Here is an 18977-nt window from a genome sequence, read left to right on the forward strand (position 1 = left end):
CGCGGCGCGCTCCCCAAGAGCGCTCCCGGCCCGTCACACGTCGTTCACGCCCGGCCGGGGCCGGGTGGGGGGTGATCGGTCACCCCTGAAAGCCTGGTAATGTTTACGTCGTCGCCGCGGGGAGAACCCGCGCGACAGACACCTTGTCCGGGTGGCGGAATGGCAGACGCGCTAGCTTGAGGTGCTAGTGCCCTTTATCGGGCGTGGGGGTTCAAGTCCCCCCTCGGACACATGAAGCTGAGGGCCGTGACCGCGAGGTCACGGCCCTCAGGCGTTGTCGCGGAAGGGTGACCATGACCAGCCGTTCCTGCCCGTGCGGACTGCCCGGCACCTACGAGGCGTGCTGCGGGCGCTACCACTCCGCCTCCGCCGCCGCGCCGACCGCAGAGGCGTTGATGCGGTCGCGGTACTGCGCCTTCGTGAAGGGGGACGTCGCCTACCTGCTGCGGACGTGGCATCCGCGGACACGGCCCGGGCGGCTGGAGCTCGATCCAGGGATGCGGTGGACCGGGCTGGAGATCCTGCACACGAGTGACGGGACAGCGTTCCACACCACCGGGACCGTGGAGTTCCGGGCGTCGTACCGGGGCGGGACGCTGCACGAGCGGAGCCGGTTCGAGCGGGTGGACGGGGCGTGGGTCTACGTCGACGGGGACTTCCCGGCGTAGCCGGGCCTCACGGCGCCAGGATGTCGAGTTCCTGGAGGGCGCCGACCGTGATCTCGCGGGTCAGTTCCTCCGCCCGGGCCGCGTCGCCCGCGCGCACGGCCTCGGCCACCTGGACGTGCAGGGTGACGGCTGCCGGGTCGGGGTCCTCGAACATCACGTCGTGATGGGTGCGGCCGGCCAGGACCTCGGCGACGACGTCGCCGAGGCGGGCGAACATCTCGTTGCCGGAGGCGTCGAGGATGACGCGGTGGAAGGCGACGTCGTGGACGAGGTACTCCTCGAGCTTGTGACCGCGTGAATTGGCGACCATGCCGAGGGCGCACTCGGTGAGTTCGGCGCACTGCTCCGAGGTGGCGTGCCGGGCGGCGAGGCCGGCCGCGACCGGTTCGACGGCGGAGCGCAGCAGAGTGAGGGAGCGCAGTTGCCCGGGGCGGTCCTTGCCCGCCAGGCGCCAGCGGATGACCTGCGGGTCGTAGACGTTCCACTGCGACTTCGGCCGCACCGTCACGCCGACGCGGCGGCGTGACTCGACCAGGTGCATGGACTCCAGGACGCGGACCGCCTCGCGCATCACGGAGCGTGAGACGTCGAAACGCTGGGCCAGTTCGTCCGTGCGCAGGACACTGCCCGGCGGGTACTCACCCGCCGTGATCTCGGGGCCGAGGGTGTCCAGAACATGGCCGTGCAGCCCCCGGCCCGGTGTGGTCATGCACTCAGCGTACGGGGTAGATCACGGAGGCAAAAAGTCAGACTTATTTGGTCCGGTCCCTTGAATTCGTCGTACCTAATGGGTTTCAGTTGCGTCGACATCACGTGTCGACGGAGACAGCAGACAGTGAGGCAGCGATGAACACCCCCCACGTCGTCGTGGTCATGGGCGTCGCCGGCACCGGCAAGACCACCATCGGTCCCCTGCTCGCGGCCCGGCTCGGCGTTCCCTACGCCGAGGGCGACGACTTCCACCCGCAGGCCAACATCGCCAAGATGTCGGCCGGGACCCCGCTCACCGACGAGGACCGCCGGCCCTGGCTGGGCGCCATCGGCGCGTGGGCGCACGGGCGGGCCGGGCTCGGCGGGGTGGTCAGCTGCTCGGCGCTGAAGCGGTCGTACCGCGACCGGTTGCGGGCCGCCGCGCCCGGCGTGGTCTTCGTGCACCTCGCGGGTGACCGTGCGCTGATCGAGGACCGGATGTCGCACCGGCAGGGGCACTTCATGCCCACAGCGCTGCTCGACTCCCAGTTCGCCACGCTCCAGCCCTTGGAGGCGGACGAGGCGGGGGTCGTGGTGGACGTCTCGGGCAGCCCGGAGGAGATCACCCAGCGGGCGGCGTTCGCCCTGGAGGACCTCCCCGAGCCCGCCCAGTAGCCCCTGACGGGACCCGTCCCCTACTCCCCAACGCAAGGGAACCCACCCCGTGACCAGACTCAGCGTCGAGATGCTGGCAGCGGACGCACCCGAGCCGATCACCTCGGCCGGCCACGCTCAGCTGGGCATCGCCGTCCTGGCGGGCATCGCCGTCATCGTCCTGCTCATCACCAAGTTCAAGCTGCACGCCTTCCTGTCGCTGACCATCGGGTCGCTGGCGCTGGGCGCGATCGCCGGGGCGCCGCTGGACAAGGTGCTCCTCAGCTTCAGCACCGGACTCGGCACCACGGTCGCCGGTGTCGGTGTGCTGATCGCCCTCGGGGCGATCCTCGGCAAGATGCTCGCCGACTCCGGCGGTGCCGACCAGATCGTGGACACGATCCTCGCCAAGGCCGGCGGGCGGTCGATGCCCTGGGCGATGGTGCTGATCGCCTCCGTGATCGGACTGCCGCTGTTCTTCGAGGTCGGCATCGTGCTGCTGATCCCGGTGGTCCTGATGGTCGCCAAGCGCGGCAACTACTCGCTGATGCGGATCGGCATCCCGGCGCTCGCGGGCCTGTCCGTGATGCACGGCCTGGTGCCGCCGCACCCCGGTCCGCTGGTCGCGATCGACGCGGTCGGGGCCGATCTCGGCGTGACGCTGGCCCTCGGTGTCCTCGTCGCCATACCCACCGTGATCATCGCCGGTCCGGTGTTCTCGAAGTACGCGGCCCGCTGGGTGGACGTCCCCGCCCCGGAGCGCATGATTCCGCAGCGTGCGTCGGAAGACCTCGAGAAGCGCCCCGGCTTCGGTGCCACGCTGTTCACGGTCCTGCTGCCGGTGATCCTCATGCTGGCCAAGGCGCTCGTCGACATCGTCATCGACGACCCGGAGAACCTGGTCCAGCGCGTCTTCGACGTGATCGGCGCCCCGATGATCGCGCTGCTCGCCTCGGTACTGGTCGGCATCTTCACGCTGCTGCGGCCCGCCGGGTTCCACAAGGAGCGGATATCGCCGCTCGTCGAGAAGAGCCTCGCGCCGATCGCGGGCATCCTGCTGATCGTCGGCGCGGGCGGCGGCTTCAAGCAGACGCTGATCGACACCGGGGTGGGCCGGATGGTCCTGGACATCTCGAAGGACTGGTCGATCCCGGCGCTGCTGCTGGCCTGGCTGATCGCGGTGGCGATCCGGCTGGCGACCGGCTCGGCGACGGTGGCGACGGTCTCGGCGGCCGGTCTGGTCGCCCCGCTCGCGGCCGACATGTCGACCACGCACGCCGCCCTCCTCGTCCTGGCCATCGGCGCCGGCTCGCTCTTCTTCAGCCATGTCAACGACGCCGGGTTCTGGATGGTGAAGGAGTACTTCGGGCTGAGTGTCGGCCAGAACATCAAGACCTGGTCCGTCATGGAGACGATCATCTCGGTGGTCGCCGGCGGCATCGTCCTGCTGTTGTCCCTGGTGATCTAGGAGTTACGCGATGACGGCTCACCCTCTCTTCGACATCAGCGGCCGCACCGCCCTGGTGACCGGCTCCAGCCGGGGCATCGGACTGGCCCTGGCCCGTGGTCTCGCCGAGGCCGGCTGCACCGTCGTCCTGAACGGACGCGACAAGGACCGGCTCGCCGAGGCCGCCGCCGGACTGCCCGGCGGCACGGTGCGCACGGCGGCGTTCGACGTGACCGACGGGCCGTCCGTGGCGGACGGCATCGCGGACGTCGAGGAGCGGGTGGGCCCGCTCGACATTCTCGTCAACAACGCGGGCATGCAACTGCGGGCGCCGCTGCTGGAGTTCACCGACTCCGACTGGCACCGGATCCTGGACACCAACCTGACCAGTGCCTTCCTGGTCGGCCGTGAGGCGGCGCGCCGGATGACGGAGCGCGGCCACGGCAAGATCATCAACATCTGCTCGCTGCAGAGCGAGGTGGTACGGCCCGGGATCGCGCCGTACGCCGCCACCAAGGGCGCGCTGAAGATGCTGACCAAGGGCATGTGCGCGGACTGGGGTCCCAGCGGCGTGCAGGTCAACGGGCTCGGCCCGGGTTACATCGAGACCGAGCTGACCCAGCCGCTCGTCGAGGACGAGGAGTTCAGCGCATGGGTGCGGCGGCGCACCCCGGCCGGGCGCTGGGGCCGTACGCGGGACCTGGTGGGCGGGGTGCTGTTCCTCGCCTCTCCCGCCGCGGACTTCGTCAGCGGGCAGGTGCTGTACGTCGACGGCGGCATGACGAGCGTGCTGTGACCGGCCGGGAGGCTGTGATGCTGGGTTGTGTGATCCACGGTCAGGGCGATCTCCGGGTCGCGGAGTTGCCGGTGCCGGTGCCCGGGCCGGGGCAGGCGCTGGTCGCCGTACGGTACGGCGGGGTGTGCGGGTCCGATCTGCATTACTGGCGGCACGGCGGGGTCGGTGACTTCCGGCTCCGGGAGCCGATGGTGCTGGGGCACGAGGTGGTGGGGACCGTGGTGGAGTACGGTCCCGGCGCTTCGGGGCCGGCTCCGGGTACCGCTGTGGCCGTGCATCCGGCGACCCCGTGCGGTGTGTGTCCGGAGTGCGGGGACGGGCGGCGGAACGTCTGCGGGGACACGCGGTATCTCGGCAGTGCGGCACGGTTCCCGCATGTGCAGGGGGGATTCGCGGCTCATGTGGTCGTGCCGGGTGAGCAGGTGCGGGCCCTGCCGGAGGGGCTCGGGCTGCGGCGGGCCGCGCTGGCCGAACCGTTGTCCGTCGCCCTGCACGCGGTGCGGCGGGCCGGCGAGGTGGCGGGGCGGCAGGTGCTGGTGACCGGTGCCGGGCCCATCGGGTGTCTGGTGGTCGCGGCGGCGAAGGCGGCCGGGGCCTCGCGTGTGACCGTCACGGACCTGGTGCCGGAGGCTCTGGAATACGCCCGGGTCGCCGGGGCCGACGTGACGGTGCGGGCCGACGATCCGGACGACGCCGGGTGGCCCGGTGAGGTGGATGTGGCGATCGAGGCGTCCGGGGTGGCCGCGGGGCTCGACGCGTGTCTGCGGCGGGTGCGCAGGGGCGGAGTCGTGGTGCAGCTGGGGATGTTGCCGCCGGGACAGAGCTCGTTTGCCGGAAACCTCGTGGTGAGCCGGGAGATCGAGCTGCGCGGGGCGTTCCGCTTCGATACGGAGTTTGACGAGGCGTTGGGGTTGCTGGCGGTGGAGCCGGTGTTCGACGGTCTGGTCAGTGCGGTGGTTCCCGTGCGGGAGGCCGAGTCGGCGTTCGTGCTGGCGGCTGACCGGAGTCGGTCCTGCAAGGTGCTGTTGGACTTCGCCTCGGCGCCGTAGGGGCTGTTGTCGGCGGGCGGCTGCGGGTGGGCTGTGGCTGTAGCGCAGTACCCCGCACCCCTGAGGTCCGATGGCTACGGGCGCCACAACGAGTGCTGTCTGTCCGCCCACTCTCGGCTCACCTCGCCCGTGCGCATGCCTTTGCGGGCCTCCGGGTCCGCCAGGGCCATGCCGATGTGGCCGGCCAGGACGATGCCGATGGTGAGGGCCAGCCAGTCGTGGACGAAGGTCGCGCTGGTGCGCCAGACGAGGGGGGTGAGGTGGGTGAACCACATCATGAGGCCGGTGGCGAGCATGACGACGGTGGCGCCGGCGATCCAGGCCGCATAGATCTTCTGGCCGGCGTTGAACTTGCCGGCCGGGCGGGACTCGTGGCGCTTGTCGCGGTGCAGGGCGGCCCGCAGCCAGGTGCGGTCGTGCGGGCCGAAGCGGTTGAGGCGGCCGAGGTCAGCACGGAAGGCGCGGGAGGCGAGGCCTGCCAGGACGGGGACGGGCAGTGCGAGGCCGGACCACTGGTGCAGGGTGACGACCAGGGCGCGGCGGCCGGCGAGTTCGGCGAGCGGGGGGACGTAGAGACAGGCCGCGGTGAGCACGCAGACGCCCATCAGGGCGGCTGTCGTGCGGTGCACCCAGCGCTCGGTCCGGCTGAAGCGCCTGACACCGGACGTGGTGTCAGCTCGTGGGCTCATCGTCGCGTCCGTTCGAGCGGCCGACCCAGGCGTCGATGTCGTAGCCGCGCTCCTCCCAGTAGCCCGGCCGTACCTCGTCGGTGACGGTGATGCCGGAGAGCCACTTGGCGGACTTGTAGAAGTACATGGGCGCCACGTAGAGGCGGACCGGGCCGCCGTGGGAGTGGCCGAGGTCCTTGTCCTGCATGCGCAGGGCGACCAGGACGTCCGCGCGGCGGGCCTGACGAAGGGTGAGGCTTTCGGTGTACGTGCCGTCGAAGCAGGTGAAGCGGATGGCCCTGGCGGTGGGGCGGACCCCTGCCGCGTCCAGCAGGCGGGAGAGGCGTACGCCCTCGAAGGGGGTGTCGGGGACGCGCCAGCCGGTGACGCACTGGACGTCGCGGACCATGCGGGTCTGCGGGAGGGCCTCGAGGTCGGCCAGGGTGTAGGTGGTGGGGTGGTCGACCAGGCCGTCGACCTTCAGGCGGTAGGTGTCGGCGTTCTTGCGCGGGACGGACGAGGCCACGGAGTAGTAGCGGAAGCCGCCGCCGTTGGGAAGCAGTCCGGTGAGGCCGGTGGGGTCCTTGTCGGCGGCGCCGCCGAGGAATCCCTCCAGGCCGCGTTGCAGCGTGGGCGCGGCGACCACGCCGAGGGCGCCCAGACCGAGCGTGCCGAGGAAGACGCGGCGGCCGACCGGGGTGCCCCGCTGTTCGGGGTGGGCGTCGTTCACACCCTTGTATACGTCCTCGTCCACGTTCTCATTCGAACACCCGCGACCCCCGTGCGACAGGGATCGCGGGTGCTCGTCAGACTTCCGTAACCACTTCTTGCGCCGGCCGCCTCAGGACGAGGCCGCCTTGTCCAGCTGGAACGCCTCGTTGCCGAGGCCGATGCGGGCGTGCTTCTCGGGGGCGCGGGCGCGCAGCACCAGGCCGAGGACCAGGCCGGCGACCAGGGCGAGCCCGATGGTGCCGGGCAGCACCCAGCTCAGGGCGGAGCCGGGGCCGGCGCCGACGAGCACCTCGAAGTCCTTCACCGTGTATCCGGCGATCACGACCAGGGCGAGGCCCGCCAGCGCGGAGGTGACCAGCCGCCAGGCCTGGGCGCCGGCGGCGCCGCGGCGGACGAAGAAGACGACGACCGACAGGGAGGCCGCCGCCATCAGCACGATCACGCCGAGGGCGCCGATGTTGCCGAACCAGGTGAACAGGTGCAGGACGGGCGCGGTCGGGTCGCCGACCGGCTTGTCGTCGGCGATCGCGAAGGCGACGACGATCACCACGGACACCACGCTCTGGAGCAGCGAGCCGGTGCCTGGGGCGCCGCTGCTGCCGCTGGTACGGCCGAAGGCGGCGGGCAGCAGGCCCTCGCGGCCCATGGCGAAGGCGTACCGGGCGACGACGTTGTGGAAGCTGAGCAGGGCGGCGAACATGCCGGTGACGAACAGGACGTGCAGGACGTCGGTGAAGGTGCCGCCGAGGCGGGACTCCGTGAGGAAGAACAGCAGTCCGGCGCTCTGCTTCTGGGCCGTGCCGACGATCGCGGAGGGGCCGGTGGCGACGGTGAGGGCCCAGCTGCTCAGGGCGAAGAACACGGCGACGCCGCCGACGGCGAGGAACATCACGCGCGGCACCAGGACATGCGGGCGGCTGGTCTCCTCGGCGTAGACGGGGGCCTGCTCGAAGCCGAGGAAGGCGGCGATGCAGAAGCACAGCGCGGTGCCGACGCCCGCGCCGGTGAGGGTGTCGGGGTTGAAGGCGTGCAGCGACAGGCCCTCCTTGGCGGGGTCGGCGAGGGCGGCGATGTCGAAGATCACGACGAGGAGCACCTCGATGACGAGCAGTACGCCGAGCACCCGTGCGTTGACGTCGATCTTCAGCCAGCCCAGCAGGCCGACGCCGAGCGCGGCGACGAGGGCCGGTATCCACCAGGCGACCTCGATGTCGGCGTAGGTGGCGAAGAGCCCGGAGACCTCGAAGCCGAAGATCCCGTAGATGCCGACCTGGAGCGCGTTGTAGGCGACGAGGGCGACCAGGGCGGCGCCCGCGCCGGCGGTGCCGCCGAGGCCGCGGGAGATGTACGCGTAGAAGGCGCCCGCGTTGTGGACGTGGCGGCTCATCTCGGCGTAGCCGACGCTGAAGAGGATCAGGACGACACCGAGGACGACGAAGAGCAGCGGCTGGCCGACGATGCCCATCACCGCGAAGGTGGTGGGCATGACACCCGCGACCACCATGAGCGGGGCGGTCGCGGCGAGGACGGAGAGCAGGAGTCCCCCGGTGCCGAGGCGGTCGGCGCGCAGGGCTCGCTCCTGCCCCTTGAACGTACTGATGCCGCCGCCGGCGGCGGACGTGCTCGTGCTCGGACTGTCCGTGGTCATCGGGAGAGCGTCCTCATCTCTGGGATACGGGGGTGTCAGGCGGTGCCGAGCGCGCCGGCCCGGGCGGCGGCGAAGGCGGTGTGCGGGTCGCGGTCCGGGTACGACCAGGGCGCCGGGGTGGCGTGCCGGCCGATCCGGTGGAACAGGGCGGCGGCCTCGGCGCCCCGCCCCTCGCAGTACTTGGCGTGGGCGAGGAAGTTGAGGTCGATCAGCCGGCGCGGATGGCCTTCGAGCTCCCACTCCAGCCACCAGTCGAAGGCGGCCTTCATCACCTGCCGGGCACGGCGGCCGGTCCAGTGGCCGGAGGCGGACGGATCGGCGGGTTCGTGCCCGGCGGCGGCCAGGACGCGATAGCGCTCGGCGTGGGCGATGACCGGCAGGATGGCGAGCGGGGAGTCGGCCGGTGCCTGTTCGGCGGCCCAGGCGGCGAAGTCGTAGACCTCGTGGAGCGGGTCCGGGCCGGCCTCGGGGCGGCGTCCGGCGAGCCGGGCGACCATCAGGTGATGGGCATGATGGTGGTCGGCGTACCGCGCGCGGACCTGCTCGAACGTCCGGACCACGTCCTGGTCGGTGCCGACCGCGCACTCCAGCATGAGCAGGCCGAGCCAGGGTGTGGGGTCGGCGGGGAGGCGCGCGGCGGCCGTCATGCAGGCCTCGCGGGCGCCGGCCGGCTTGCCCTTGCCGTGCAGCACGCGCCGGACCAGGGCGAGGGCCAGCAGGACGGAGGCGTCGGCGGACTCGGGTTCGGCGAGCAGCCACTCGCGGGCCCACGCGGCGCAGTAGGACTCCCGCGCGAGGACCGTGACGCGGTGGCAGCGCCGGTCCCAGTCGTCTCCGGTGTGCACGAGCAGCGAACGGGCGTTCTGCCAGCGGCCCTGCGCCAGTGCGGCGCGCGCGGCGGCGAGGTCGGCGTCGTCGAGGGCCTCGTCGAAGGCCTGTGACGCACGTCTGCGGCCACGGCCGAGGGGAGGCGGGGGTGGGGGCACCGCGGACTTCCTCACGCGCTCTTCTGGTGTTTCGGCTCACGGCGGTCGATGGAGCGCGGTGTGCGCAATGCCATGAACTGATCACACACAGCCAACCCTCAGCCAACGGTTGGCGTCAAGGGCCGCCAGGGCGTTACACGCGTCAACTGCTGCCACTTGTGAGGTTCCCGTGATCAGCGGGGGCCAGGAGAGCACGGTGACGTCCATCCGATTTTTCCTTTTCGCCCTTTGTGACGTACGTCATAGTGCAGGGTGGCAACCGCCCCGCACGATGGCCTGACGTACGGGCGCGCCGGGCGGAGCCGGCCGGTACAGTCGGCCCTTACGCAACCGTGACCCGACCTGATTCATCGAGGTACACCGCGTGTCGGTTCTAGTCCTGGTGCTCGCCGTGAGTGCTGCCTGCTGTCTGGGCTTCGGCTTCGTCCTGCAGCAGAACGCGGCCCAGCGCGCCCCGCTCAACGACTTCCTGTCCTTCCGGCTGCTCGTCGACCTGGTGAAGGTGCCGCGCTGGCTCGCCGGTATCGCGCTGATGGTGGCGGGCATGGCGCTGGGCGCCGCCGCACTGGGGCAGGGCGAGCTGTCGCTGGTGGAGCCGCTCCTGGCGACGAACCTGCTCTTCGCGCTCGCGCTGTCCCGCAGGCAGACCCGGCAGCCGCTGGGCCGCCAGGGCTGGGCGGGCCTGCTTCTGCTGGCGGGCGGGGTGACCGCGTTCATCGTGGCGGGCCAGCCGCAGGGCGGCACCGCGACAGCCGATCCCACGCGGCAATGGGTGATCATCGGCGCCATGACCGGACTCGCCCTGCTGCTCACGACGCACGCGAAGCGCTCCCGCCTGAGCTCCGGACCCGTGCTGCTGGCGCTGGCCGCCGGGCTGCTGTACGGCGTGCAGGACGCGCTGACCCGGGTGAGCGGCCAGAAGTTCTCCGAGGGCGGCTTCGCCGAACTGTTCACCGGCTGGCAGCCCTACGCGGTCATCGCACTGGGCATCACCGGCCTGCTCCTCGTGCAGAGCGCCTTCGAGACCGCGTCCCTGCGCAAGTCGCTGCCCGCGCTGACCGCGGCCCAGCCGCTCGCCGGGATCATCTGCGGCGTCGGCTTCCTCGGCGACCGGCTGCGGACCGACGCGGTGGCCCTGTCCTGGGAGGCGGGCGGCCTCCTGGCCGTGGTGGCCGGGATCATGATGCTGGGCATGCACCCGGCCATGCCGACGGGATCGGCGGAGCCGGCACACGTGGGACGACTGCAGCCGCAGCCCCAGTCGTCGTGAGGCCTCCTCCCGCCCGCGAGAGCGCCCTGCTTGGATGACGGCATGAGCGCTGACGAGATCCTCGACATCGTCGACGAGCACGACCAGGTCATCGGGCAGTCTCCCCGGGGCGAGGCCTACGCCGGGGGCCTGCGCCACCGCTGTGTGTTCATCCTGGCCAGGGACGCCGAGGGCCGGATCTTCGTGCACCGGCGGACGCCGACCAAGCTGGTCTTTCCCTCCCTCTACGACATGTTCGTCGGCGGAGTGGTCGGCGCGGGCGAGACCTACGAGTCGGCGGCGCTGCGCGAGGCCGAGGAGGAACTCGGCGTGACCGGACTGCCACGCCCCCGGTACCTCTTCAAGTTCCTCTACGACGACGGCGCGGGCCGGAGCTGGTGGTCGGCGGTGTACGAGGTCACCTGCGAGCTTCCGGTCCGGCCGCAGTCCGAGGAGATCGCCTGGCACGACTTCCTGTCCGAGGACGAGGTGCGGCGGCGGCTGCGGGACTGGGAGTGGGTGCCGGACGGACTGGCGGCGTACGAGCGGCTCACGGCGCTCCGGCCGATGGACTGAGCGGCCGGCGCCGGGGCCGCGGACGGCGTGCCGGTAGGGTCGCGCACGTGATCGAGTTCGTACGGAACGTCCGGTTGTGGTTCGCGCCCGCCGAGATCCGGCGGGACGGCGAGACGCCCGACTACCGGTTCTCACTGGCGAACGAGCGCACCTTCCTCGCCTGGCTGCGCACCGCGCTCGCGCTGATCGGCGGCGGTTTCGCGGTGGACCAGTTCCTGCCGGACCTGCGCTGGGGCTGGCGGGTGGGGCTGGCTCTCGCGCTGCTGGCCGCGGGCGTGCTCTGCTCACTGCGGGCGGTCAACCACTGGGTGCGCTGCGAACGGGCCATGCGCCGGGGCGAGGATCTGCCGGTGTCCCGGTTCCCCGCGGTACTGAGCCTCGTCGTCGCGGTCGTGGCTCTCGCCATGGTCGTCGTGGTGCTCGTGGGGTGGGAGGGGTGAGCGCACGGGAGAGCGTGCCGCGGGACCCCGACCGCGACCCCGGGCTCCAGCCCGAGCGGACCCGCCTCGCGTGGCGGCGTACGACACTCTCCAGCACGGTGGCCGCCGTGCTCGCCGTGAGGGCCGCGTTGCACGGCGGGGCGTCGGCGCCAGGGATCGTGGCGTGCGCCCTGTGCTGCGCGCTGTGGCTGGGCTTCCTGAGCGTCGCCCACCGTCGAATCCGCACCCTCTCCGCCTCCGCCAGCCCGGCGGCGTTCTCACCCCGGCACGCCACGGCCGCGGTGCTGTGCACGGTGGCCATGGCGGCGTGCGGGGCAGCGCTGGTTCTCTAGGGCAGACCGCGCTGCGGGGCCGGGCAGCCGGCTCACGGCTCCCGGGCAGGCGGCCCGAAGCAGGCCACGCGGTCCGGTGGCGGCGGCCACGGTCGGTCCAGGGCCGGCGGCCACACGGTCAATCCGGGGGCGGCGGCCACACGGCCAGTACAGGGGCGGCGGCCTCCACCAGTCCGGCATCGTGCTCACCCGGCACGCCACGGCCGCGGTGCTGGGCACGGTGGCCATGGCGGCGTGCGAGGCCACACTGGCCCTCCAGGCAGACCGCGCTGCGGGGCCGGGCAGCCGGCTCACGGCTCCCGGGCAGGCGGCCCGAAGCAGGCCACACGGCCCGGTGGCGGCGGCCACACGGTCACCGTCGGCGGCGCTACGCGCTCTCCGCCTCCCAGTCCACCGTCACGACGATCTTGCCGCGGGTCCGCCCCTCCTGGTTCAGCCGGTGCGCGTCCGCAGCCCGCTCCAGGGGGAACGTCTCGGAGACGTGCACGCTCACGACGCCTTGCTCGGCCAGTTCGGACAAGTGCTGCAGATCCTCGGGGTCGGGGCGGACGAAGTAGTAGCGGCCGCCGTAGGTCACGACATCGCCGTCGGCGATCGACACCAGGCGGCCCTCGGGGGCCAGCAGGTTCGCCGAGACCTTCAGCGCGTCCCCACCGACCGTGTCGAACACCGCGTTCACGCCCTCCGACGCCAGCCCCCGCACCCGATCGCCCAAGCCGTCGCCGTACGTCACCGGCTCCCCGCCGAGACTGCGCACGAAGTCGTGGTTGGACTCGCTCGCCGTGCCGATCACCCGGGCGCCGAGATGGACCCCGAGCTGCACGGCGAGCGAGCCGACGCCCCCGGCCGCGGCGTGCACCAGGATCGTCTCGCCCCGCCGCACCCGCAGCCTCTTGATCAGCACCTGGTAGGCGGTGAGCCCGGCCAGCGGCAGACCCGCCGCCTCCTCGAAGGAGAGGTTGCGCGGTTTGCGCGCGAGGGTGCGCAGCGGCGCGGCCACGTACTCGGCGAAGGTGCCGCGGGAGAGGAAGTCCTCGCGCACGTACCCGATGACCTCGTCCCCGACGTCGAACTCCGAGACGGCCACGCCGGCTCGTACGACGACGCCCGAGACGTCCCAGCCGGGCACCACGGGAAAGGCGGCTTCGAAGAGGGGCTCGAGGTAGCCCTCACGGGCCTTCCAGTCGACGGGGTTCACGGCCGCGGCCCGCACCTTCACCAGCACCGAGTCGGGGCCGACCTTCGGGTCGCGGACCTCCCCGAAAGCCAGCACCTCTGGACCGCCGTACCGTGAGTAGCTGATGGCCTTCATGGGTCCGACCTTCCGGGCTCCCCGCGTGCCACGCAACCCGGAATGGCCTGAACGAACCGGCCGGACACTCCCCGGCGCCGCACCGCCGACGCCGTCGGCCTATCGTGGCTCCGATCACGTTCGTGTCCCACTCTGGACTACATACCGACCGGTCGGCATCATGAGTCGGGAACCGTTCACCTGCCTGTAGGAGTGACACATGAGCCCCGACCATCCGCCCGGACTCGATCTCGACCGGCTGCGCGGCCTGCTCGAACGGGAGCGGCCCGGCCTGGTGACCGGCCCGCTGTCCGGCCGGCTGATCGAGGGCGGACGGTCGAATCTCACCTACGCGGTCTCCGACGGCACCTCCCGGTGGGTCGTACGGCGGCCTCCGCTCGGTCATGTGCTGGCCACCGCGCACGACATGAAGCGCGAGCACCGGGTGATCAGCGCACTGCACCCGACGGCCGTGCCGGTACCGGAGCCGGTGCTGCTGTGCGAGGACGAGGAGGTGCTCGGGTCGCCGTTCTACGTCATGGAGTTCGTCGAGGGCACCCCCTACCGGACCGCCGACCAGCTCGCCCCGCTCGGCCCGGAGCGGACCCGGGGCGCGGTGCTGAACCTGGTGGACACGCTGGTGGAGCTGCACGCGGTGGACCCGGTCGAGGTGGGGCTCGCCGACTTCGGCCGGCCTGAGGGCTTCCTGGACCGGCAGCTGCGGCGCTGGGGCAAGCAGCTGGACGCCTCCCGCAACCGCGACCTGGACGGCATCGACGAACTGCACGCCGCGCTCGGCCGGGACCTGCCCCGCTCCCCCGCGCCGGCCGTCGTGCACGGCGACTACCGCCTGGACAACGTCCTCATCGGCGCCGACGACCGGATCAAGGCGATCCTCGACTGGGAGATGTCCACCCTCGGTGACCCGCTCACCGACCTCGGCCTGCTGGTGATGTACAGCATGCCGCTCGCCATGCCCGACTCCCCCGTCTCCACGACCGCCGAGGCCCCCGGGCATCCGGCGCCGTCCGAACTCATCGAGCGGTACGCCGCGCGCTCGGGGCGCGACGTCTCCGCGGTCTCCTGGTACACGGCGTTCGCCTGGTTCAAGCTCGCCGTGATCCTCGAGGGCATCCACTACCGCTACACGCTGGGCCAGACGGTCGGGCACGGCTTCGACCGCATCGGCGACCTCGTGCCCGTCTTCGTCCGGCACGGACTGACCACGCTCCACGAAGGCCTCCAGGAGGGCTGATCCACATGGACTTCGCTTTCGACGCGCGCACCGAAGAGCTGCGCGCCAAGCTCCTCGCCTTCATGGACGAGTACGTCTATCCGGCCGAGGCCGTCGCGCACGAGCAGCGCGAGCGGCTGGCCTCCCCGTGGGAGACGGTGCCCGTGGTGGAGGAGCTGAAGGCCGAGGCACGCAGGCAGGGCCTGTGGAACCTCTTCCTGCCGGACTCCGAGTACGGGGCGGGCCTGACGAACCTCCAGTACGCGCCGCTCGCCGAGATCATGGGCCGCTCCCCGCAGCTGGCGCCGACGGTGACGAACTGCGCGGCGCCCGACACCGGCAACATGGAGGTGCTGACGCAGTTCGGCGACGAGCAGCAGCGCAAGCAGTGGCTGGAGCCGCTGCTGGCTGGCGAGATCCGCTCGGCGTTCGCGATGACCGAGCCGGAGGTGGCCTCCTCGGACGCCACCAACATCACGACCCACATCGCGCGGGACGGCGACGAGTACGTCATCACCGGCCGCAAGTGGTACATCTCCGGGGCGATGCACCCCGACTGCAAGATCTTCATCGTGATGGGCAAGACGGACCCGGATGGGGAGGACATCCGCCGTCAGCAGTCCATGGTGCTGGTGCCGCGTGACACTCCCGGCGTCACCGTCAAGCGGGCGATGCAGGTGTTCGGCTACGAGGACCACTACCACGGCGGGCACGCCGAGGTGATCTTCGACGACGCGCGGGTGCCGGTGTCGAACCTGGTCGGTGAGGAGGGCGGCGGTTTCGCGATCGCGCAGGCGCGGCTCGGTCCCGGGCGCATCCACCACTGCATGCGGCTGATCGGCATGGCGGAGCGGGCGATCGAGCTGATGTGCCAACGGGCGGTGTCGCGGACGGCGTTCGGGAAGGCGCTGGCTCAGCAGGGGGTGGTGCACAACTGGATCGCGGACGCGCGGGTGACCGTGGAGCAGTTGCGGCTGCTGGTGCTGAAGACGGCCTGGCTGATGGACACGGTGGGGAACAAGGGGGCGCACACCGAGATCCAGGCCATCAAGATCGCGACGCCTCGGGCGGTGGTGGAGATTCTCGACCGGGCGATTCAGTTGCACGGTGCGGGCGGGGTGAGTCAGGACTTCCCGCTGGCGGAGCTGTACGCCGGGGCGCGCACTCTGATGATCGCGGACGGGCCCGATGAGGTGCATCAGCGGTCGCTGGCTCGGCGGGAGCTGAAGAAGTACCTGTGACCGGGGGCCGGCGGTGGGGGTTCTTCGCCCCCGCCGCCCCTTCCCGTCCCATCCCAGGGGCGCTGCCCCTCCGGCCCCGCTGGGGGGCTGCGCCCCCAGACCCCCCTTCGGCCTGAACGGCCTCGTCCTCAAGCGCCGGACGGGCTGGATGTGGCCCCAGGGGCGGAACCCCTTGGTTACGGGCGCAGGGCGCGCAGCAGGAGGTCGGCCAGGTGGTCGGCTACCTGCTGGGGGGTCAACGGCCCGTCCGGCCGGTACCACGTCGACAGGTGGTGGACCGAGCCGAAGTGGTAGTCCACGACCAGGTCCGCCGGGGTCGTCTTGGAGAAGACGCCCGACTCCTGGCCCTCCTCGACCAGCGCGCGGAAGCGTTCGTGGTAGCGGCGGCGCTCCGCGCGCACCTGCTTGTCCTTCTCGGGGCTGAGGTGGTGCATGGAGCGCCAGAAGATCATCGCGTCGTCGAGGTTGTCGATGGTCGTCACCACGACGTCCGCGGCGGCGGCCCGCAGGCGCTTCTCCACCGGCTCGTCGGCGTCCGCGACGGCGTCCAGTCTCTCCTGCTGGATGCGCAGCACGCGGGCGTACACCTCGTGCAGGAGGTCGTCCTTGGAGCCGAAGTAGTGGTAGAGCGCACCCTTGGTGACTCCGGCCGCCTCGACGATCTCCTGCACCGAGGTGCGGTCGTAGCCCTGCTCGGCGAAGAGCCGGGTGGCGGCGGCCAGGAGCCGCTGAGGCACGGGAGTGCCGTCCGAGTCCGTGGTCCTGGGCACTGCCGCCACCTGCCTTTCCGTTCTGCTGTCAGTTGTCTCGCGTCCGGGAACGCAGTTCCCGACGGAGGATCTTCCCACTGGCCGTCTTCGGCAAGTCGGGCAGGATCTCCACCTGGCGCGGGTATTTGTAGGCGGCCAGTCTCTCCTTGCAGTAGGCGGCGAGCGCATCCGGGTCCGTCTCGGTGTCCGGACGCAGGCTGATGTACGCCTTGACGGTCTCCCCGCGATACCCGTCCGGCACGCCGACGACCGCTGCCTCACGCACCGCCGGGTGCGTGTAGAGCACGTCCTCGACCTCACGCGGCCACACCTTGAAGCCGGACGCGTTGATCATGTCCTTCTTGCGGTCGACGACGTACAGCCAGCCCTGCTCGTCCATGAATCCGATGTCGCCGGTGCGCAGTTCCGCGCCGGGGAAGGTCTCGGCGGTGGCGTCGGGGCGGCGCCAGTAGCCGGGCACGACCTGCGGGCCCCGTACGACGATCTCGCCCTGCTCGCCGAACGGGACCTCGTCGCCGTTGTCGTCGACGATCCGTACGACCGTGTCGGGGCCGGGCACACCCACGGCGAGGGTGCCGGACACCGGGTCGACAGGCGCCTCCAGACCGGGTGGCACGGAGGCGCAGGGCGCGGTGCACTCGGTCAGCCCGTAGCCGTTGCGGATGTACGGCCCGAAACCCGCCCGGAACTTCTCGACCAGCGCCGGCGGAAGCGGGGCGCCGCCGGAGGAGATCACCCGGAAGGAGGAGAAGTGGTCGCGGGCGACGGAGGGGTGGGCGGCCAGGGCCATGAAGGCCGTGGACGGGCCGACGGTGTAGTGCGGACGGTGCTCGGCGAACGCGTCGAGCACCACGCCCGCCTCGAAGCGGTAGGCCAGCACGAGCGTGCCCCCGCTGTTCAGGCAGGCGGCGAGCTGGCAGACCATGCCGGTGATGTGGAACAGCGGCGCCAGCGCGAAGTACACCGGCCGCTCGGGCAGCCCGAGCCCCGTCCGCTGCCGTTCCGCGTTGTACATGATGTTGCCGTGCGTGTTGGTGGCGCCCTTGGGCGTGCCGCTCGTGCCCGAGGTGTAGCTGATCAGCGCGATGTCGGAGGGGCCGGGCTCGCGTCCCTCGGGCGGCTTGTTCCCGGCCCGCGCGACGGCCGCCAGGTCGTCTGCGTCGGAGGCCTGCGGCTGTCGCTCGCAGGTCAGCACGCGCGCGTCGTCCCGGCTCTGGAAGTCCCGTTCGCATCCGGTGAGCACGATCCGGACGGGCGAGTCCGCGGCCGTCTCGCGCAGATAGGACTCCCACGCCCGGTCCGAGCAGATCAGCGCGGTCACCTCGCCGTCCCGCAGGACGTGGGCCACCTCGCCCGACTTGTACATCGGGTTGACCGGCACGACGACCGCGCCCGCCTTCCAGGCGCCCAGCAGGGCGAGCACGAAGTGCGGGGAGTTCTGGAGGAGGACCGCGACCCGGTCGCCGGGCTCCAGCCCGCGCGCCGCGAGGTGCCCGGCGACGGAGTCGCTGAGCCGGTCCACGTCCCGGTAGGTCAGCCGGCCGTCGAAGTAGGCCAGGCACTCGGTGTCGGGCGCCTCGGCCATGACCCGGCGCAGGGCGTGCACGAGGGAACCGGCGGGGCTGATCGCGCTCTTCTGGGCGTCGCTCAGCAGGCCCAGCCAGGGCTTGGCCGCGTAACGGGACCCGGTCACCGGTTCTCCTCCCACTGCTGCTGGATACGGTTCATGCCGGTCAGCCACCGGTCGGGGTCACCTGCCCGGGCCTGGTAGTACGCGGCGACCTCCGGGTGCGGCAGGATCAGGAAACGGTCCTCCTCGATGCCCTTCAGCAGGGCTTCCGCCACGGCCTCCGGCTCGATCGCGGTCGGCTGGAGCACCAGGTCGCCCGCGCTGCCGGTGGCGGCGAGCATGTCGGTGCGGACGCCTTGCGGGCAGATGGCGTGGACCTTCACCCCCCGGTGCCGGTACGTCAGCGACAGCCACTCGGCGAAGGCGAGGGCGCCGTGCTTGGTGACGGCGTAGGGCGCGGCACCGATCATGGTCAGCAGCCCGGCGGCGGAGACGGTGGAGACGAACCGACCGCTCCCGCGCTCCAGCCAGGCGGGCAGCAGTGCGTGGGCGGCGCGGACATGCGCCATGACGTTGACCTCCCAGGAGGTCGCCCACCCCTTCTCGTCCAGCGGCGCGTCCGCGTCGCCGCCCCCGAAGGCGACTCCGGCGTTGGCGCAGTAGACATCGACGGCACCGCCGAGCGCGTCCCGGGCCTCGTCGACGATCGCCGAGGCATCGCCGGGCACGGCGATCCCTCCGATCTCCTCCGCGACGTGCTTGGCCCGCTCGGCGTCCAGGTCGTTGACGACGACCCGGGCGCCTTCGGCGGCGAAACGCCGGGCGAGCGCGGCCCCGATCCCACCGCCGGCCCCCGTGACAACGACCCCAGACCCCTGAAAGGCTCCCACCATCGGCTCCTTAGACGCGGCTTCGCAATGGCGTCAGACTAACCGG

At 71.6% G+C, this 18977-nt stretch carries 20 protein-coding genes and 1 tRNA gene; 12 read left to right on the forward strand and 9 right to left on the reverse strand.

The window, feature by feature from the left end:
• The first annotated feature begins 145 nt into the window (after nucleotides 1-145).
• Together IE97_RS0123730 and IE97_RS0123735 are read left to right on the forward strand one after the other, a co-directional pair.
• Nucleotides 146-230: transfer RNA gene (locus tag IE97_RS0123730), tRNA-Leu, on the forward strand.
• Between the two features lie 63 nt (nucleotides 231-293).
• A complete protein-coding gene (locus tag IE97_RS0123735) occupies nucleotides 294-668 on the forward strand; it encodes a YchJ family protein (protein WP_030244094.1) in 375 nt (124 codons plus the stop codon).
• Nucleotides 669-675: 7 nt separating this feature from the next.
• Here the strand turns inward: IE97_RS0123735 and IE97_RS0123740 are convergent, their stop codons facing one another.
• The gene (locus tag IE97_RS0123740) at nucleotides 676-1377 is read right to left on the reverse strand and encodes a FadR/GntR family transcriptional regulator (RefSeq protein ID WP_030244096.1); all 702 of its coding nucleotides are present in this window, start codon (nucleotides 1375-1377) and stop codon (nucleotides 676-678) included.
• A gap of 137 nt (nucleotides 1378-1514) precedes the next feature.
• Here IE97_RS0123740 and IE97_RS0123745 point away from each other — a divergent pair, with 137 nt between their 5' ends.
• The 4 genes from IE97_RS0123745 to IE97_RS0123760 are packed head-to-tail and all read left to right on the forward strand — an operon-like array spanning nucleotide 1515 to nucleotide 5304.
• Nucleotides 1515-2033, forward strand: coding sequence for a gluconokinase (locus IE97_RS0123745; protein ID WP_030244098.1), 519 nt, complete (start codon nucleotides 1515-1517; stop codon nucleotides 2031-2033).
• Nucleotides 2034-2082: 49 nt separating this feature from the next.
• Nucleotides 2083-3480, forward strand: a complete 1398-nt coding sequence (locus tag IE97_RS0123750) for a gluconate:H+ symporter (RefSeq protein ID WP_030244101.1) — start codon at nucleotides 2083-2085, stop codon at nucleotides 3478-3480.
• A 10-nt stretch (nucleotides 3481-3490) separates the two neighbouring features.
• On the forward strand, nucleotides 3491-4255 hold the full coding sequence (locus tag IE97_RS0123755) for an SDR family oxidoreductase (protein ID WP_030244103.1): 765 nt from the start codon (nucleotides 3491-3493) through the stop codon (nucleotides 4253-4255).
• 17 nt (nucleotides 4256-4272) lie between these two features.
• Nucleotides 4273-5304: an L-idonate 5-dehydrogenase gene (locus IE97_RS0123760; RefSeq protein WP_030244105.1), complete on the forward strand. Its 1032-nt coding sequence runs from the start codon at nucleotides 4273-4275 to the stop codon at nucleotides 5302-5304.
• A 74-nt stretch (nucleotides 5305-5378) separates the two neighbouring features.
• On the opposite strand, the gene IE97_RS0123765 is transcribed toward IE97_RS0123760, so the two are convergent.
• From IE97_RS0123765 to IE97_RS0123780, 4 genes are all read right to left on the reverse strand, one after another.
• The gene (locus tag IE97_RS0123765) at nucleotides 5379-5993 is read right to left on the reverse strand and encodes a cytochrome b/b6 domain-containing protein (protein WP_030244108.1); all 615 of its coding nucleotides are present in this window, start codon (nucleotides 5991-5993) and stop codon (nucleotides 5379-5381) included.
• Nucleotides 5977-6726, reverse strand: a complete 750-nt coding sequence (locus tag IE97_RS0123770) for a molybdopterin-dependent oxidoreductase (protein WP_420706132.1) — start codon at nucleotides 6724-6726, stop codon at nucleotides 5977-5979. The genes IE97_RS0123765 and IE97_RS0123770 overlap by 17 nt, the downstream gene beginning before the upstream one ends.
• An 87-nt stretch (nucleotides 6727-6813) precedes the next feature.
• Nucleotides 6814-8352, reverse strand: a complete 1539-nt coding sequence (locus IE97_RS0123775; RefSeq protein WP_030244113.1) for an APC family permease — start codon at nucleotides 8350-8352, stop codon at nucleotides 6814-6816.
• 35 nt (nucleotides 8353-8387) lie between these two features.
• Complete coding sequence (locus IE97_RS0123780; RefSeq protein WP_030244115.1) at nucleotides 8388-9338, reverse strand: hypothetical protein; 951 nt, start codon at nucleotides 9336-9338, stop codon at nucleotides 8388-8390.
• A gap of 364 nt (nucleotides 9339-9702) precedes the next feature.
• Between IE97_RS0123780 and IE97_RS0123785 the strand changes: the two genes are divergently transcribed.
• Genes IE97_RS0123785 through IE97_RS0123800 form a run of 4 tightly spaced genes read left to right on the forward strand, consistent with a single transcriptional unit; the run spans nucleotide 9703 to nucleotide 11935 of the window.
• A complete protein-coding gene (locus IE97_RS0123785) occupies nucleotides 9703-10608 on the forward strand; it encodes a DMT family transporter (protein WP_030244117.1) in 906 nt (301 codons plus the stop codon).
• 42 nt (nucleotides 10609-10650) lie between these two features.
• A complete protein-coding gene (locus IE97_RS0123790; RefSeq protein WP_030244120.1) occupies nucleotides 10651-11163 on the forward strand; it encodes an NUDIX hydrolase in 513 nt (170 codons plus the stop codon).
• A 47-nt stretch (nucleotides 11164-11210) separates the two neighbouring features.
• A complete protein-coding gene (locus tag IE97_RS0123795; protein WP_030244128.1) occupies nucleotides 11211-11603 on the forward strand; it encodes a YidH family protein in 393 nt (130 codons plus the stop codon).
• Complete coding sequence (locus tag IE97_RS0123800) at nucleotides 11600-11935, forward strand: DUF202 domain-containing protein (protein ID WP_030244132.1); 336 nt, start codon at nucleotides 11600-11602, stop codon at nucleotides 11933-11935. The genes IE97_RS0123795 and IE97_RS0123800 overlap by 4 nt, the downstream gene beginning before the upstream one ends.
• 367 nt (nucleotides 11936-12302) lie before the next feature.
• Here IE97_RS0123800 and IE97_RS0123805 read toward each other — a convergent pair whose 3' ends face one another.
• Entirely contained in the window at nucleotides 12303-13247 is a 945-nt protein-coding gene (locus IE97_RS0123805) for an NADP-dependent oxidoreductase (protein ID WP_030244134.1), read from the reverse strand.
• 199 nt (nucleotides 13248-13446) lie between these two features.
• On the opposite strand from IE97_RS0123805, the gene IE97_RS0123810 reads away from it, so the two are divergent.
• Nucleotides 13447-14481: a phosphotransferase family protein gene (locus IE97_RS0123810; RefSeq protein ID WP_030244137.1), complete on the forward strand. Its 1035-nt coding sequence runs from the start codon at nucleotides 13447-13449 to the stop codon at nucleotides 14479-14481.
• Between the two features lie 5 nt (nucleotides 14482-14486).
• Nucleotides 14487-15701: an acyl-CoA dehydrogenase gene (locus tag IE97_RS0123815; protein WP_030244138.1), complete on the forward strand. Its 1215-nt coding sequence runs from the start codon at nucleotides 14487-14489 to the stop codon at nucleotides 15699-15701.
• Between the two features lie 176 nt (nucleotides 15702-15877).
• On the opposite strand, the gene IE97_RS0123820 is transcribed toward IE97_RS0123815, so the two are convergent.
• From IE97_RS0123820 to IE97_RS0123830, 3 genes are read right to left on the reverse strand one after another with little or no spacing between them, the layout of a single operon-like run.
• Entirely contained in the window at nucleotides 15878-16471 is a 594-nt protein-coding gene (locus IE97_RS0123820; RefSeq protein ID WP_030244140.1) for a TetR/AcrR family transcriptional regulator, read from the reverse strand.
• A gap of 28 nt (nucleotides 16472-16499) precedes the next feature.
• Entirely contained in the window at nucleotides 16500-18164 is a 1665-nt protein-coding gene (locus IE97_RS0123825) for a class I adenylate-forming enzyme family protein (protein ID WP_030244142.1), read from the reverse strand.
• Nucleotides 18161-18934, reverse strand: coding sequence for an SDR family oxidoreductase (locus tag IE97_RS0123830; RefSeq protein WP_030244145.1), 774 nt, complete (start codon nucleotides 18932-18934; stop codon nucleotides 18161-18163). Before IE97_RS0123830 ends, IE97_RS0123825 begins: the two co-directional genes overlap by 4 nt.
• Between the last annotated feature and the right edge of the window lie 43 nt (nucleotides 18935-18977).

This window comes from Streptomyces sp. NRRL S-455 (assembly GCF_000717875.1).
Lineage (GTDB): Bacteria > Actinomycetota > Actinomycetes > Streptomycetales > Streptomycetaceae > Streptomyces.